Source organism: Mesoflavibacter sp. SCSIO 43206 (assembly GCF_019904215.1).
GTDB classification, from domain to species: Bacteria; Bacteroidota; Bacteroidia; order Flavobacteriales; family Flavobacteriaceae; genus Mesoflavibacter; species Mesoflavibacter zeaxanthinifaciens.
Window position 1 is genome coordinate 1530247 of record NZ_CP063201.1, and the last position, 16939, is coordinate 1547185.

11 protein-coding genes and 1 tRNA gene are annotated in these 16939 nt (G+C 33.6%); 8 read left to right on the plus strand and 4 right to left on the minus strand.

Translation table 11 applies throughout. The annotated features are described in order from the left end of the window. The first annotated feature begins 1 nt into the window (after position 1). Positions 2-298 carry a co-chaperone YbbN gene (locus INR78_RS07100; protein WP_223075974.1) on the plus strand — a complete coding sequence of 99 codons (297 nt, stop codon included), beginning with the start codon at positions 2-4 and terminating at the stop codon, positions 296-298. On the opposite strand, the gene INR78_RS07105 is transcribed toward INR78_RS07100, so the two are convergent. Next, positions 295-942, minus strand: coding sequence for a polysaccharide deacetylase family protein (locus INR78_RS07105; RefSeq protein WP_223075975.1), 648 nt, complete (start codon positions 940-942; stop codon positions 295-297). The two genes, INR78_RS07100 and INR78_RS07105, sit on opposite strands and share 4 nt — an antisense overlap. Further along, positions 943-4239 (minus strand): DUF2723 domain-containing protein, encoded by a 3297-nt coding sequence (locus INR78_RS07110; RefSeq protein ID WP_223075976.1) that lies wholly within the window; start codon positions 4237-4239, stop codon positions 943-945. It abuts the gene before it with no gap. 151 nt (positions 4240-4390) lie between these two features. Here INR78_RS07110 and INR78_RS07115 point away from each other — a divergent pair. Then, positions 4391-4463, plus strand: a tRNA-Gln gene (locus tag INR78_RS07115). Between the two features lie 53 nt (positions 4464-4516). Here the strand turns inward: INR78_RS07115 and INR78_RS07120 are convergent. Further along, the gene (locus tag INR78_RS07120) at positions 4517-5341 is read right to left on the minus strand and encodes a universal stress protein (RefSeq protein WP_223075977.1); all 825 of its coding nucleotides are present in this window, start codon (positions 5339-5341) and stop codon (positions 4517-4519) included. 158 nt (positions 5342-5499) lie between these two features. Here INR78_RS07120 and rimP point away from each other — a divergent pair, with 158 nt between their 5' ends. Genes rimP through infB form a run of 3 tightly spaced genes read left to right on the plus strand, consistent with a single transcriptional unit; the run spans position 5500 to position 10032 of the window. Beyond that, positions 5500-5961, plus strand: a complete 462-nt coding sequence (gene rimP, locus INR78_RS07125) for a ribosome assembly cofactor RimP (protein ID WP_223075978.1) — start codon at positions 5500-5502, stop codon at positions 5959-5961. A 15-nt stretch (positions 5962-5976) separates the two neighbouring features. Beyond that, positions 5977-7209 (plus strand): transcription termination factor NusA, encoded by a 1233-nt coding sequence (gene nusA / locus INR78_RS07130; RefSeq protein ID WP_223075979.1) that lies wholly within the window; start codon positions 5977-5979, stop codon positions 7207-7209. Between the two features lie 36 nt (positions 7210-7245). Continuing rightward, entirely contained in the window at positions 7246-10032 is a 2787-nt protein-coding gene (gene infB, locus INR78_RS07135) for a translation initiation factor IF-2 (protein ID WP_223075980.1), read from the plus strand. Between the two features lie 75 nt (positions 10033-10107). Here the strand turns inward: infB and INR78_RS07140 are convergent, their stop codons facing one another. Next, positions 10108-10506, minus strand: a complete 399-nt coding sequence (locus tag INR78_RS07140) for an SPOR domain-containing protein (protein WP_223075981.1) — start codon at positions 10504-10506, stop codon at positions 10108-10110. A 213-nt stretch (positions 10507-10719) separates the two neighbouring features. Between INR78_RS07140 and INR78_RS07145 the strand changes: the two genes are divergently transcribed. Genes INR78_RS07145 through nrfD form a run of 3 tightly spaced genes read left to right on the plus strand, consistent with a single transcriptional unit; the run spans position 10720 to position 16933 of the window. After that, complete coding sequence (locus tag INR78_RS07145; RefSeq protein WP_223078043.1) at positions 10720-12015, plus strand: ammonia-forming cytochrome c nitrite reductase subunit c552; 1296 nt, start codon at positions 10720-10722, stop codon at positions 12013-12015. Positions 12016-12047: 32 nt separating this feature from the next. Next, on the plus strand, positions 12048-15152 hold the full coding sequence (locus INR78_RS07150; protein ID WP_223075982.1) for a TAT-variant-translocated molybdopterin oxidoreductase: 3105 nt from the start codon (positions 12048-12050) through the stop codon (positions 15150-15152). A 29-nt stretch (positions 15153-15181) separates the two neighbouring features. Then, a complete protein-coding gene (gene nrfD / locus INR78_RS07155) occupies positions 15182-16933 on the plus strand; it encodes an NrfD/PsrC family molybdoenzyme membrane anchor subunit (RefSeq protein WP_223075983.1) in 1752 nt (583 codons plus the stop codon). Positions 16934-16939 lie beyond the last annotated feature (6 nt).

The window sequence follows — 16939 nt, forward strand, 5'->3', positions numbered from 1 at the left end:
AATGTCAAAATTTGGAGAATTAATTGATGTAGAAATTCCTGTGCTTTTAGATTTTTTTACAGAATGGGATGAAACATCTAAAAACATGCATGCGGTCTTAAGGGATGTTGCAGCTGCATTGGGAGATAAAGCAAGAGTCATTAAGATAGATCTGGATAAAAATAAAGAGCTGTCTGAGGCTTTACGAGTTAAAGGTTTGCCAACCTTAATTATTTATAAAAATGGAGAGATGAAATGGAGGCAAACAGGACAGCTAGATGCAAACTCTATAATTAATGTTGTAGAACAGTTTATTTAAAGACTTTTGAAACTGTAGCCTCTATCAGAGTAATAAGATAGTACTTTTGGTAACGTGTATTGTAAATTTTTTTTAGCCTTAATACTATCGTGAAACACGATTATATTACCATCTTTAGTATGTTTTAAAACATTGTTTAAGCAATCCTTACCGCTTAAATTTATATTCCAGTCATAACTAATTACAGACCACATTACAATTTGGTAGCCTTTTTTAATTAGTTGTCTAGCTTGCTTATTTTTAATCTTTCCGTATGGCGGTCTAAATAATTTTTTAGTTGAAAAATATTCTAAACCTAACTCTTTTTCTAAAGTGTTTTGAGCTTTTTCTGTGTTGTTGACATAAGAGTTGGTTTTATTACTCCAACCGTTTATATGATTAAAAGTATGATTGCCTATACTGTGACCATCTAGATTTATTTTATGAAGTATATCTGGGTATTTTTTTACATTGTCTCCTATACAAAAGAAAGTTGCTTTTGCATTAAATTGTTTTAATGTGTTTAATGTCCATTCTGTAATTTCAGGAGTTGGACCATCATCAAAGGTTAGGTATAATGTTTTATTAGAAAACGTCTTTTCCCATATGTATTTAGGAAAAAGACGTTTAATTATTATTGGAATTTTTACAGGAAAAGCTAACATTTATTCAGCTTTTAAAACAGTATCAAATTCTTTTAAGAACTCTTCTTCAGACATTGGTTTTGCTGTAGGTTCTTCTTCATAAAAATGCTTAAATAAATCAAGATAGTTATTAAAAGCTTTTGTTTCTTGCTCTGCAAACTCTTTGTCGTAACTTCTAAGAACATCTACTAAAGCCTTATAACGTTCGATGTTAGTTAGGATTTCTGTAAAGTTATACTCTTGGTTTTCTATCGTTAAATTACCATAGTATCTTAAATATTCTTGGTATTTTGTTGCAACCTCTTTAAACAATTGTCTTGCTTTTTCTTTATTATTTACCTCATAATATGTGCTAATGTATGGTTCTAAAAGCGTGTAGAATCCGTATTTATCAACAGGCATATTTTCCATAGCAATATCTGCAATTTCTTCTGCTTTGTCTAGTTTGTTTTCGTTTAATAAAGCTTCTATTAAACGAGCTAAGTTACCGCGGTAAGTGATCGAGTTTTTTCGTGTTTCTGGGTCATGATAGATGTCTCCACCACTATTTCCCCAATCCCAATTTACGACTTTATTATACATAAAATCTGTGTCAATGCGTCCCATATCGTATGGGTTTGCTCTAGATACAGGAGTTTTTATAGGTACTAATTTGTAAACCATTCCGTTTAATTGCAGATAATCTTTAAGCCAAATGTAATCATCATCTCCAAATGCGCCACCTGTAAAGTAGATTGGACGTTGCCAATTATTGTTTGCTACAATATCTAACATTAGTAATCTGTTTTTATATATAGCACTATCGTCTATTGTTATGTAAAGATTATCTTCTATTAAGGCACTATCTTTAGCTTTAACAATTCCGTTTTTAATTACTTCTTTTTTGTCTACAGGAATACGGACATGTTCTGCAGGGAAATAATTTGAGTTAATTAATTGACTAGGGTAAGAAGATACATCATCTCCTTCTTGCTGCATTATGTGTTTTAGCTTAGTTTTTGGATTGTCACTTGTTATAAAGGTCATAAACTCCTTTATAGCTAATGTATCTTTAGTACGTAAACGCTTCATTATATAGTCTCTTGTCCCATGTTTGTATTTGTCATGTGTAAGAGCAGATGGTATTGGCTCGCTTTCATAAGCTTGACGTTTCATTTGATCAATGTACCAATCTGTTTGGAATAAACTTGTATTGACAACACGCACATCGGTACGATATTTTTCAATTTCTTGAGCATACCAAAGCGCAAAGGTGTCGTTATCACCAATTGAGAATAAAATACCATTTTCATCACAAGAATCTAGGTATTTTTTAGCCATAGCTAAAGCTGTGTACTTGTCAGAACGATCATGATCATCCCAATTTTGAGTAGCCATAATTAATGGGACTAAGGCTAAACAAAGCACAGTTATAATTGAAGCTAAGATTTTACCAGAAAGATATTTTTTTAGCATATCAAAGATGGCATATACTCCAAACCCAATCCAAATAGCAAAAACATAAAAGCTGCCAACTACAGAATAATCACGTTCTCTAGGTTCAAAAGGTCTTACGTTTGTGTAGACTTGAATAGCAATTCCTGTAAACAAGAAAAATACTAGCATAACCCAAAATAATTTTTTGTCTTTATTAAAAAGAAAAAATAGTCCAATTAACCCTAATATAAATGGAAGGAAATAATAAGTGTTTCTTGCTTTATTATTTTTCACATCGCTTGGTAGATTATCTTGAGATTGCCCTAAATGAAGCTCGTCAATAAATTGAATGCCACTAATCCAATTACCGTGTTGGTCTAGTTTACCTTGTATATCATCTTGTCTACCAACAAAATTCCACATAAAGTAACGCCAATACATGTAACCTAATTGGTACTCGAACATGAAAGCAAGGTTATCTCCAAAAGAAGGTTTTTCTACATCTAAAAATTGACCAAATTGCTTTAAAAAATTATGGTAATCTTCATAATCAATTCTCCCTTTAACAACATCATTTTTAAAGTCTAAAATGGATTGTTCTAAACGTGGTTCTCCTTGGTAAGCAGGTTTTATTCTAAAATCTAAAAAACCAGTAAAAAGCATATAGTTTTCTGCGTTTTCTGCGCTCCACATACGAGGTAATACCGCAGCGTGTTTAGAGTTGTAGTTTTGCTTAGCGTTTTTGTAATCGTTAACTATAATGTATTTGCCTGTAGTTTCATCTTTTTCATATTTAGGCTTGTCGTCAACATATGGTTCATTTTCATCTAAACCAGAATATTGGTCAGTAAATAAAGGTCCGTAAAAAAGATGTGTTTCTAGATATTGTTCTAAGTTATAATAGGCTAAAAGTTCTCTAGCGCTTGAAGGGTTGTTTTCGTTAATTACTACATTGGCATTAGCTCTAATAGGTAGCATTAACCACGATGATGAACCTATTAAAATGAATAACAAGCAAAGAATACCAGTATTAAAGTCATAAAGTTTTTTAGCTCTAGTATATTTTAATCCATAATAAAAAGCCGCTATAAGTAAAATACCAGCAATGATAGAGCCAGAATTAAAAGGTAGACCTATTTGATTTACAAAAAATAACTCTAAAGCACTAAAGTACCTAAGTACATTAGGAAACATTAGTTTGAATATAAAAAGCAGAACGGCTACAGAAGCCACATTAGCTATAATAAAATTTTTAACAGTTATTTTTTTATAATTTTTGAAATAATAAATTAGACCAATAGCAGGTATGGTTAATAATCCCATAAAGTGAATACCAAACGATAAACCTATAACAAATGCAATTAAGATTAGCCATCTATTGCCACGTGGTTTGTGCATGTCTTTTTCCCAACGTAAGCCCAAATAAAACATTATAGACATTATAAGTATAGCCATAGCATATACTTCTGTCTCTACTGCATTAAACCAGAATGAATCTGTAAATGAAAAAGTTAGAGATCCAACTAAAGCGCTTCCTAAAACAGCTATTTGTTGACTGCTTTTAAGAGTCTTGCCTTCTCCTAAAATTTTTTCTAAAATTAAAACAATAGTCCAAAACATGAATAAAATGGTAAAAGCACTAGATACGGCGCTCATCATATTCATTAAAAGTCCAATTTGATCTGGGTTTAAAGCAAAAACAGAAAATACAGCACCAAGCATTTGATATAAAGGTGCTCCTGGTGGATGACCAACTTGTAATTTAGAAGCAGTTAAAATATATTCTCCAGCATCCCAAAAACTAACTGTAGGTTCTACAGTTAAAGAGTATGTGATTAATGCAATTAAAAAAGCGAACCAACCTAAAATTAGATTCCATTTTTTAAAACTTAAGGACATCATATGTTTTGTTTTATTTACGTGGGCGAATTTAGTAATTATTATGTTATAAGTAAGGTTTTTAAGTTAACGTTAAGTTTTTATTGATAATTTCTTTAAAAAATATTTGTACAAATAAAAGAATGTTTTAAATTTGCACGCTCAATAAGGTTATTGGCCTATGGTGTAACTGGCAACACGTCTGGTTTTGGTCCAGAAGAGTCTAGGTTCGAGCCCTAGTAGGCCAACAAAAAAGCTTCCTAATTTTAGGAAGCTTTTTTATTTTAAGGCATTTAGTAGATTAAATTTTAAATGTGATTACAGGTCTATTGGCGTGATTAACTAAATCTTCACTAATACTTCCGTTAAAAAAGTGAGCTATACCTTGTCTACCGTGAGTGCTAATACCTATCAAATCTGCATTAATGATTTTAGAAAAGTTTAAAATGCCTTTTTCTACAGTTTCGTCATTGTAAATATTAATAGTGTAGTTGTTATAGTTTTGTCCTTCAATAAAGTCAAAAATTCTAACTTTTGAAGTAGCAGTAGTGACAAAATTACTAGGTGTATTTACGTATAAAAGGTGAATCTTAGCATCAAAAAGTTGGGCTAGCTTAACCGCTTGGCTATAAGTTTCTTTATTGTCATTTTTGAAGTCAGAAGCAAAAACAAATTCTTTAATGTCAAAATGTTCATGCCTGTTTTTAATAACTAAAACAGGTGTTTTAGAGTGTCTTACTACTTTTTCTGCGTTAGACCCAATAAAGAGCTCTTTTAATCCTTCTGCGCCATGCGATCCCATTACAATAAGATCTATAGATTCTTTTTCGCAAGTTTCAAGAATACCCTTAGTGATGTCATGAAAATCTACAGTTTCGGTAACAGTAATATCTTTTAGGTAATCTTTTTTTAAAACATCTTCAAACTGCTTGTGTGCAAGTTTCATAAAGTACATAGCCTCAGGTAAATCTGCAGGAGCGCTTCCAGTATTAAGTTGTTGTATAGGTAAATCTAGCATATGTAATAATACAATTTCAAAATTGTGCTTCTTAGCTAATTCTGCAGCCACTTTTACAGCATTTTCAGCTTCGTTAGAAAAATCTGTTGGTACTAATATTTTTTTCATAAAAAGATGTTTTTTTGGGTGGATAGTCTTATAAATTTATGAATAAAAATTGATAATCAAAATATTATGTAAATCAATAAAAATGTGTATATTTGCAGCGTTGAAAGAAAAAAGATTAATTGAGGGGACGGAAATGTCCCCTCTTTTTATACTTACACATGTTTACAGATATAGTCAAGAATTTATTAAACAAAGCATTAGAAGAACGTCAAGATTTATTTTTGATAGATTTTAAAATGTCTAATGATAACGCTATTAAAATTATAATAGATGGAGATAAAGGCGTTACTGTAGAGGATTGTATTTATATTAGTCGTGCAATAGAGCATAATATTGATCGAGAGGAGTATGACTTTTCTTTAGATGTAATGTCAGCAGGCGCAGCAGCACCGTTTAAATTACCAAGACAATTTGCTAAACATGTAGGAAGAACACTTGAAGTTAAGACCGAAAACGGTAAGTTTGAAGGAAAGTTAACATCTGTATCAGAAGACGGAATAACTTTAGAGTGGAAAGCGAGAGAGCCTAAACCAGTTGGTAAAGGCAAAGTAACAGTTCAAAAAAAAGAAAATATTGCTTTTAAAGACGTTTTAGAGGCTAAAGTGATTATAAAATTTTAATTCAGTAATAGAGTTATGGAGAATATAGCATTAATTGAATCTTTCTCAGAATTCAAAGACGATAAGTTAATAGATCGTGTTACACTAATGGCTATTTTAGAAGATGTATTTAGAAATGCATTAAAGAAGAAATTTGGAGATGACGATAATTTTGATATAATTATAAACCCAGATAAAGGAGATTTAGAAATTTGGAGAAATAGAATAGTTGTTGCAGATGGAGAAGTAGAAGATCCAAATCAAGAAATTTCATTATCCGAAGCTCGTAAAATAGAACCTGATTTTGAAGTAGGTGAAGATGTATCTGAAGAAGTAAAATTAATAGATCTTGGTCGTCGTGCAATTTTAGCATTACGCCAAAACTTAATTTCAAAAATTCACGAGCACGATAATACAAATCTCTATAAGCAATTTAAAGAATTAGAAGGCGATTTATATACAGCAGAAGTGCACCATATACGTCACAGAGCTGTAATTTTATTAGACGATGAAGGAAATGAAATTATCCTACCTAAAGACAAACAAATACCATCAGATTTCTTCAGAAAAGGAGATAATGTAAGAGGTATTATTGATAGTGTAGAGCTAAAAGGGAATAAGCCAGCAATTATTATGTCAAGAACATCGCCAAAGTTCTTAGAAAAATTATTCGAATCAGAAATCCCTGAAGTATTTGACGGATTAATCACCATTAAAAACGTAGTAAGAATACCAGGTGAAAAAGCAAAAGTAGCAGTAGATTCTTATGATGATAGAATAGATCCTGTTGGAGCTTGTGTCGGTATGAAAGGATCTCGTATTCACGGAATTGTACGCGAGTTAGGAAACGAAAATATAGACGTAATTAACTATACAAACAATTTACAGTTGTATATTACGCGTGCATTAAGCCCAGCAAGAGTAACATCTATCAAAATAGATGAAGAAAATAAAAGAGCAGAAGCCATCTTAAAACCAGAAGAAGTAAGTAAAGCAATTGGTAGAGGTGGACACAATATACGTCTAGCAGGTCAATTAACAGGATATGAAATTGATGTGTTACGTGAAGGTGCAGAAGAAGATGTAGAATTAAGAGAATTCTCGGACGAAATCGAAGAGTGGATCATAGACGAGTTCTCTAAAGTAGGTCTGGATACAGCAAAAAGTGTACTAGAACAAGACGTAGAAGATTTAATAAAAAGAACAGACCTAGAAGAAGAAACAATTTTAGATGTTATCAGAATTCTTAAGGAAGAATTCGAAGATTAACATATATTTGAAAAAAAACAAGGTTAAAGGCAATTTATGGCTGAAACAATTAGATTAAATAAAGTATTACGCGAGCTTAACATCTCTTTAGATCGTGCTGTAGAATTCTTAGATTCTAAAGGTATCGAAATAGAGAAGCGTCCTACTACAAAAATTTCGCAAGACACTTACAATATTCTTTCTGACGAATTTGAGACTGATGCAAATAAAAAAATCAAGTCGCAAAAAGTAAATGAAGAAAAGAATAAAGAAAAAGAAGAACTTAGGCTAAAGCGCGAAAAAGAATTAGAGGCAAAGCAGAAAGCAGAAGAGGCGGAAAAAGCAGCAAAAGCAGCAAAAGAAGAAGCTCTTAAAAAAGAGCAAAAAGTTGTTAAGGCTTCAAAAACACTTTCTGGTCCTAAAACTGTCGGTAAAATCGACTTAGACCAAGGTAAAAAGGCTAAAAAAGAAGAAAAGCCAACCACAGAAAAAGCCAAAGAAGCGCCTAAGCCAAAAGAAGAAAACGTCTCAAAAGAAGTTTCTAAAAAGGAAGATGTTGCTGCTCCTAAAATAGAAAAGTCTAAAGTTGAAGCTGAAAAGAAACAAGAGCCTAAAAAAGAACAGTCAAAAGCTGAAGAGACAAAAGCTGAAGAAGTAAAATCAGAACCAGCAGAAGAAACCATAAAGACCCAATATAAAAAGCTTTCTGGTCCAAAAATAGCTGGAGATAAAATAGATCTTTCTCAATTTAATAAGCCTAAGAAAAAGAAAGACGATAAAAAATCTAACGATTCTTCAAACAAAAAGAAAAGAAGACGTATTTCTAAACCAGGAGATAACAACAACTCTGGTAATAACAGAAATAATAACAATAATAAAAAAGACAGCAGGTTTAAAGGTAAAAAAGGACGTAAAAGCGCTCCTGTAAAAGAAGAGCCAAGCGAAGAAGAAGTACAAAAGCAAATCCGCGAAACCTTAGAGAAACTTCAAGGAAAGTCTAACAAAGGTAAAGGTGCTAAATATAGAAGAGAAAAAAGAGAGCAGCACAGAGAAAAAACCGAAAAAGACTTACAAGCAGAACAAGCAGATAGTAAAATTCTAAAAGTAACCGAGTTTGTTACAGCAAGCGAAGTTGCAACAATGATGGATGTACCAGTAACATCTATTATCTCAGCATGTATGTCTCTTGGTATGATGGTAACAATGAATCAGCGTTTAGACGCAGAAACATTAACTATTGTAGCAGAAGAATTTGGTTATGAAGTAGAATTTGTGACTGCAGATATAGAAGAGTCTATTGAAGAAGTAGAAGATAAACCAGAAGATTTAGAATCTCGTGCACCAATCGTAACTGTTATGGGGCACGTAGATCACGGTAAAACATCTTTATTAGATTATATACGTAAAGAAAATGTAATCGCAGGAGAATCAGGAGGAATTACCCAGCATATCGGAGCATATAGTGTAGAGCTTGAAAATGGTCAAAAAATAGCCTTTTTAGATACACCAGGTCACGAAGCCTTTACGGCAATGCGTGCTCGTGGTGCACAAGTTACAGATATTGCAATAATCGTAGCAGCTGCTGATGACGATATTATGCCTCAAACAAAAGAAGCAATTGCTCACGCACAAGCTGCAGGAGTACCAATTGTTTTCGCAATTAACAAAATAGATAAGCCGACAGCTAATCCAGATAAGATTAAAGAAGGTTTAGCAAGTATGAATTTACTTGTAGAAGATTGGGGAGGAAAAATTCAATCTCACGATATCTCTGCAAAAGTAGGTACAGGTGTAAAAGATTTATTAGAAAAAGTTTTACTTGAAGCAGAATTATTAGAGCTTAAAGCAAATCCAAATAAACCAGCAGTTGGTACAATTGTAGAAGCGTTTTTAGATAAAGGACGTGGTTACGTTGCAACCGTTTTAGTGCAGGCAGGTACATTAAGAATTGGAGATTACGTATTAGCTGGTAAACATAGTGGTAAGATTAAAGCAATGCATGACGAAAGAGGTCATGATGTAGAAGTTGCTGGTCCATCAACTCCAGTATCAATACTAGGATTAGATGGTGCGCCACAAGCAGGTGATAAGTTTAATGTCTTTGAAGATGAGCGCGAAGCTAAACAAATTGCAAACAAACGTATGCAATTACAACGTGAGCAAGATGTTAGAACAACTAAGACATTAACGTTAGATGAAATTGGTCGTCGTATTGCATTAGGAACATTTAAAGAGTTAAATATTATTCTTAAAGGTGATGTTGATGGTTCTGTAGAAGCATTAACAGATTCTTTCCAAAAGCTTTCAACTGAAGAAATTCAAGTTAAAATCTTACACAAAGGTGTAGGTGCAATTACAGAAAGTGATGTATTGTTAGCATCAGCTTCAGATGCCATCATTATCGGATTTAATGTTCGTCCAGTTGGTAATGCTAGAACAATTGCAGATCAAGAAGAAGTAGATATCAGAACATACTCTATCATCTATGACGCTATTAACGATCTTAAAGACGCTATGGAAGGTATGTTATCTCCAGAAGTTAAAGAAGAAGTTACAGGTACTGTAGAAATTAGAGAATTGTTTAAAGTATCTAAAGTTGGTACAATTGCTGGATGTATGGTTACTAACGGTAAAATCTTAAGATCATCTCAGGTTAGAATTATTAGAGATGGAGTTGTGGTTCATACAGGCGAATTAGCTTCTCTAAAACGCTTTAAAGACGATGTTAAAGAAGTGTCTAAAGGATACGATTGTGGACTTCAGATTAAAAACTACAACGACATTCAAATTGGAGATGTTATAGAAGCATTCCATGAAGTAGAAGTAAAAAAGAAGTTAAAGTAATTTTAACTTAAATCATAAAAAAAAGCGATTCTAAAGATATTAGAATCGCTTTTTTATTTTAACTAAAAAACAATCTTAATCTTTGTCTTTTTTAGGTTTAAAAATGAATGCTGAAGGGAATTTCTTTTGAATCTCAATAAGCGCTCTATCAGCTTCTAATCTGCTTCTAAAACGACCTACCCATACCTTGTAATTTGGCGTTTCATAAACCAACTCACTAGACCATTTTTCATAAGAATTTATAAATTTTGATTTCTCTTTTTCAGCTACTGCTAATGAGCCTGAGAAAATCTGAATTTTATATTTATTAAAATCTGTATTCTCCTTATTTAGATCTTTTTTAATCTCTATAACTTTAGTCAATTTATCGTCTTCATTAACGGTAATATTTCCATTTTGAGCAAATATTTCATTACTAAATAGAATAATAATGGTTGTTAACAATAAGGTTTTTAAGGTATTAATTTTATTCATTTTTATCTTTGTTTAATGCAAATGTAAATTTTATAAACTTATTTATTAGTTAATTTATTATTTAGAATTACTCTAAATTACCAATTAACAGTTCGCTAACATTTCTAAAATCGACTTTAAATATTACTTTTGCATAGCGCATTTTATAACTGTGTTTGTAAAATATAGATGAAAAAATCATACCAAAGTCAAGAAGTAAATTCAATATATAATATGAAACAGGTGATTCACCGTAAGTTAGGCATTAATTCCCTTCGTTTAAGCTTAATTTTTTTACTAACTTTTTCTACCTCGCTTTTCGCTCAAGATGGCGATCCTGTAGCAGGAAAATCATTGTTCAATGCTAATTGTGCGGCTTGTCATAAGCTTGATAAGAAAATGACTGGTCCGGCGCTACGTAATGTAGAGCAGCGTCTTTCTGAAGAACAAGGCTTAGATAGAGAGTGGTTATACACTTGGATTAAGAATAGTCCATCAATGATTAAGGCTGGAGATGCTTATGCTGTCAAAATCTATGAAGAATATGGTGGTGCAGCAATGACTCCATTTCCTCAGTTATCTAATGCAGATATTGATAATATCTTAGCATACACTGCTACCGAAGCAGCTCCGCCACCACCAGAAACTCCTGGAACAGAGACAGGAACAGCTCAAGTAGAAGGTGGTATTTCAAACGATATTATTTTAGGTGCTTTAGGTTTGTTATTTGCTTTATTAGCAATCGCGTTATTTTTAGTAAACAAAACATTACGTCGTTTTGCTGAGGCTAAAGGTGTTGAATTAGAATCTACAAAACGTACACCTATTTGGAAAGCATTTATTCAAAATCAATTTTTAGTATTGGTAAGTGTAATTGTGTTGTTGTTAGCTTCGGCATATTTTGTCTACGGTTACTTTATGCAAGTTGGCGTTAATCAAGGTTACGAGCCGGTACAGCCAATTCACTATTCTCACCGTATTCACGCTGGAGAAAATGGTATAGATTGTAAATATTGTCACTCTTCAGCAAGAGTTAGCAAGCATTCTGGTATTCCTTCGTTAAACGTTTGTATGAATTGTCATAAATCAATTTACGAAGTAGCGCCAGAGACTCAACAAGAAGGTTTAGCTGAATATGGAGTTGATTACAATGCAGAAATAAAAAAGCTTTATGCAGCTGTAGGTTGGGATGATGCTGAGCAAAAATACACTGGTGAAACTTCTCCGGTTAAATGGATAAGAATACACAACTTACCTGACTTTGCATACTTTAACCACTCGCAACACGTAACTGTTGCAGGTGTAGAGTGTCAAACATGTCATGGTCCTGTTGAAGAAATGGAAATTATGAGTCAGCATGCACCATTAACAATGGGATGGTGTATTAACTGTCATAGAGAGACCAATGTAAAAGTTAAAGACAACGCTTATTACACAAAAATCCACGAGCAATTATCTAAAAAGTATGGTGTTGAAAACCTTACTGCTGCTCAAATGGGTGGATTAGAATGTGGTAAATGTCACTATTAATTATTAATAAGAAATAAATTCAATTATATAATATGTCATCAAACAAGAAATACTGGAAAAGTGTTGAGGAGCTAAATGAGAATAGCTCTATTGTTGAGACGCTAAAACAAAACGAATTTGTTCAAGAAATTCCAACTGACGAGTTTTTAGGAGATAAAGATAAGTTAGAGAGTTCTTCAACAACACGTCGTGATTTCTTAAAGTATGTTGGTTTTAGTACAGCTGCTGCTTCTTTAGCGGCTTGCGAAGGACCAGTTGTAAAATCAATTCCTTACGTAGTTCAGCCAGAAAGAATCGTTCCTGGTGTAGCTAACTATTATGCTACTGTAATTGCAAATGGTTTTGATTATGCTAGTGTTTTAGTAAAAACTCGTGAAGGTCGTCCAATTAAAATTGAAAATAACACTTTAGCACCAACACACGGTAGTGCTAATGCAAGAGTTAATGCTTCAGTTTTAGATTTGTATGATAGCTTAAGACTTCAAGGACCAAAAAAAGGAGGTAACAATATCTCTTGGTCTGATTTTGATGCTGAAACCTCAAAAAAATTAAATGAAATTAAAGCGTCAGGAAAGCAAATTGCTTTGTTGACTCAAACATACTCAAGTCCATCAACCAACAAATTAGTAGCTGAATTTACTGAAGCTTATGGTAATGTAAACCATGTGGTTTATGACGCTGTTTCAGAATCTGCTGCTTTAGATGCTTTCCAAGCTAAATACGGAGAGCGTGGTTTAGCAAGTTACGACTTTGCTAAAGCAATGACCATAGTTTCTGTTGGTGCAGATTTCTTAGGAGATTGGCAAGGTGGAGGATTTGATGCAGGGTATGCGCAAGGACGTATACCGAAAGATGGTAAGATGTCACGTCACATCCAATTTGAATCTAACATGTCTTTATCAGGTGCAAACGCAGATAAGCGTGTTCCTGTTACACCAACTAACCAAAAATTAGTGTTAGCGCAATTACATAGTTTAATTGTCGGTGGATCTGTAAATGCTAATGCACTACCAGCAAATGTAAAAGAAGCTGTTCAAAAAGTAGCTTCAGAATTAAAAAGAGCAGGAAGCAATGGTGTGTTAGTATCAGGTATTCAAGATGTAAACGCTCAAACAGTTGTTTTAGAAATTAACGAAGCTTTAAATAGTAAAGCATTTGACGCTAAAACACCTATAAAAACACGTCAAGGTAATGTAAAAGCTGTTCAGACTTTAATCTCAGATATGAAAGCTGGTAAAGTTGGAGCGGTAATTATGAGTGGTGTAAACCCAATGTATACTTTACCTAACGCCAAAGATTTTGCTGAAGCAATCAAGAAAACAGATCTTTCAATTTACTTTACAATGAAAGAAGATGAAACTGCATCTGTTTCAGAATATCTTGCTGCAGCACCACATTATTTAGAATCTTGGGGAGATGTAGAATTTAAAAAAGGACACTATGGTTTAATGCAACCAACAATTCGTCCTTTATTTGATACAAGACAATTTCAAGAAGCATTATTAAAGTGGAACGGTAACGATTCTTCTTTAAATGAATATATCAAAACTACGTGGAATGCAGGTGTACTTAATGGAAGTTCATTCAACAAAGCATTACACGATGGAATATTTGTAGGTTCAATTAACTCAGCTGAAGTTGCAGAAACTGAAGAAGTTGAGCAAGATGAAACACCTGCAAGTAATGCTGCAAGAGCTTTAGCGTCTTCAGCTAAATCTAACGGTACTGAATTAGTGCTTTACACTAAAACAGGTATGGGGGATGGACAACAAGCTAATAATCCATGGTTACAAGAGTTTCCAGATCCAATATCTAGAACATCTTGGGATAATTATTTAACAGTATCAAAATCAGATGCTGAAGCTTGGGGATTAGTAAATGAACATGAAGCTACAGGTGCTTTAAATGGTAGTTATGCTACTGTAAAAGCCAATGGTGTAAGTGTTACAGTTCCTGTAATTATTCAACCTGGGCAAGCAAAAGGATCTGTTGGTTTATCTTTTGGATACGGTCGTACAGCTGGTTTAAAAGAAGAAATGCAAACAGGTGTAAACGCTTATCCTTTATACAAAGACTTTAACAATGTTCAATCTGTATCAGTAGAAAAAGCTACTGGAATGCATGAGTTTGCTTGTGTACAGTTACAAAATACCTTAATGGGTCGAGGTGATATTGTTAGAGAAACAACTTTAGAAATTTTCAATACTAAAGATAAACATTATTGGAACCCAATTCCAGAAGTATCATTAAACCATGAAGAAACTCCGGTAACTTCACCAGAAGTAGATTTATGGGATGAATTTGATAGATCAATAGGTCACCACTTTAATTTATCTATAGACTTAAACGCTTGTACAGGATGTGGAGCATGTGTTATTGCATGTCATGCTGAAAACAACGTTCCAGTAGTAGGAAAAGAAGAGATAAGACGTAGTCGTGATATGCATTGGTTACGTATTGATAGATACTATTCTTCTGAAGAAACTTTTGAAGCTGATGATGAAAAGAAAGAAGGTTTCTCTGGACTATTCGGAGATAACGGATCTTTAGGTGGATTTGGAGAATTAGAACATCCAGCGGATAATCCTCAAGTGGCTTTCCAACCAATAATGTGTCAACATTGTAATCATGCACCTTGCGAAACTGTTTGTCCAGTTGCAGCAACAGCTCATGGTAGACAAGGTCAAAACCATATGGCATATAACCGTTGTGTAGGTACAAGATACTGTGCTAACAACTGTCCATATAAAGTACGTCGTTTTAACTGGTTCTTATACAATGGAAACGATGAGTTTGATTATCACATGAATAACGATTTAGGTCGTATGGTTGTTAATCCAGACGTAACAGTACGTTCTCGTGGTGTAATGGAAAAATGTTCTATGTGTATTCAAATGACACAAAAAACCATTCTTGATGCTAAACGTGATGGACGTGAGATTAAAGATGGAGAGTTCCAAACAGCATGTTCTGCAGCTTGTAGTAGTGGAGCGATGATTTTTGGAGATATCAATGATAAAGAAAGTAAAGTTGCAAAACTTACAGAAGATAATAGAATGTATCACTTACTAGAGCATGTAGGTACAAAACCAAATGTGATGTACCATACTAAAGTAAGAAATACTACAGAATCATAAATTAACTAAGAAACACTTATATAAGGATTATGGCGTCTCATTACGAAGCACCTATTAGAAGACCTCTAGTTACCGGCGAGAAATCGTATCACGATGTAACAGTAGATATCGCTGCTCCTGTAGAAGGTAAAGCAAATAAACAATGGTGGATTGTTTTTTCAATTGCTCTTGTTGCTTTTCTTTGGGGAATAGGTTGTATTATTTATACCGTATCAACAGGAATTGGTACTTGGGGATTAAACAGAACAGTAAACTGGGCTTGGGATATTACTAACTTCGTTTGGTGGGTTGGTATTGGTCACGCAGGAACTCTGATTTCAGCAGTACTTTTATTATTCCGTCAAAAATGGAGAATGGCAATTAACCGTTCTGCAGAAGCAATGACAATTTTCTCTGTTGTTCAAGCTGGTTTATTCCCGATTATTCACATGGGTCGTCCATGGTTAGCATATTGGGTATTACCGATTCCAAACCAATTTGGATCGTTATGGGTTAACTTTAACTCGCCTTTACTTTGGGATGTATTTGCAATTTCTACGTATTTGTCAGTATCATTAGTATTCTGGTGGACTGGATTATTACCAGACTTTGCAATGTTACGTGATAGAGCAATAAAGCCATTTCAAAAGAAAATATATAGTTTATTAAGTTTTGGTTGGACAGGTCGTGCAAAAGACTGGCAACGTTTTGAAGAAGTATCTTTAGTACTTGCAGGTTTAGCAACACCATTAGTACTTTCGGTACACACCATTGTATCGTTTGACTTTGCAACGTCTGTTATACCAGGATGGCATACAACAATCTTCCCACCATACTTCGTTGCTGGAGCAATTTTTTCTGGTTTCGCAATGGTAAATACACTTCTTATTATTATGAGAAAAGTGTGTAATATGGAAGATTATATTACAGTACAACACATCGAGTTAATGAACATCGTAATCATGATTACTGGTTCTATTGTAGGTGTGGCATATATTACTGAGCTTTTCGTAGCTTGGTACTCTGGAGTAGAATTCGAGCAATATGCATTCTTAAACAGAGCAACTGGTCCTTACGCTTGGGCATATTGGATGATGATGTCTTGTAACGTATTCTCTCCACAGTTTATGTGGTTTAAAAAGTTACGTACAAGTATTATGTTCTCATTCTTTATTTCTATTGTTGTAAACATAGGTATGTGGTTTGAGCGTTTTGTAATTATTGTTACATCATTACACCGTGATTACTTACCATCTTCATGGACAATGTTTTCTCCAACGTTTGTAGATATAGGTATTTTTGTAGGTACAATAGGATTCTTCTTTGTATTATTCTTATTATACTCTCGTACGTTCCCTGTAATAGCACAAGCAGAGGTTAAAACAATCTTGAAATCTTCAGGACAACGCTATAAAAACATAAGAGAAAGAGGTGATAGCTTAGTAGGTACAGGTGCAGATGAAAGAACTTCAGTTTACAACAAAGTTGAAGCTCCTAAAGTAGAGGCAGCTCCAAAAACTGAAGCATTACCAAAACCAGAAAACACTGAAAAAGTAAGCAATCTACTTTCAGGAATAGGGACCTTTGACCCAGCAACACAAACTGCTGACGATTTAAAGAAAATCAATGGTATTGGTCCTAAAATGGAAGAAGTACTTAACAGTATCGGTATTTATACTTACCTTCAAGTAAGTAAGATGACAAAGAAAGAATACGACTTGTTAGATGAAATTACAGGTTCTTTCCCAGGAAGAGCAGAACGTGATGATTGGTCAGGACAAGCTAAAAATTTAATAAACTAAAAGTAG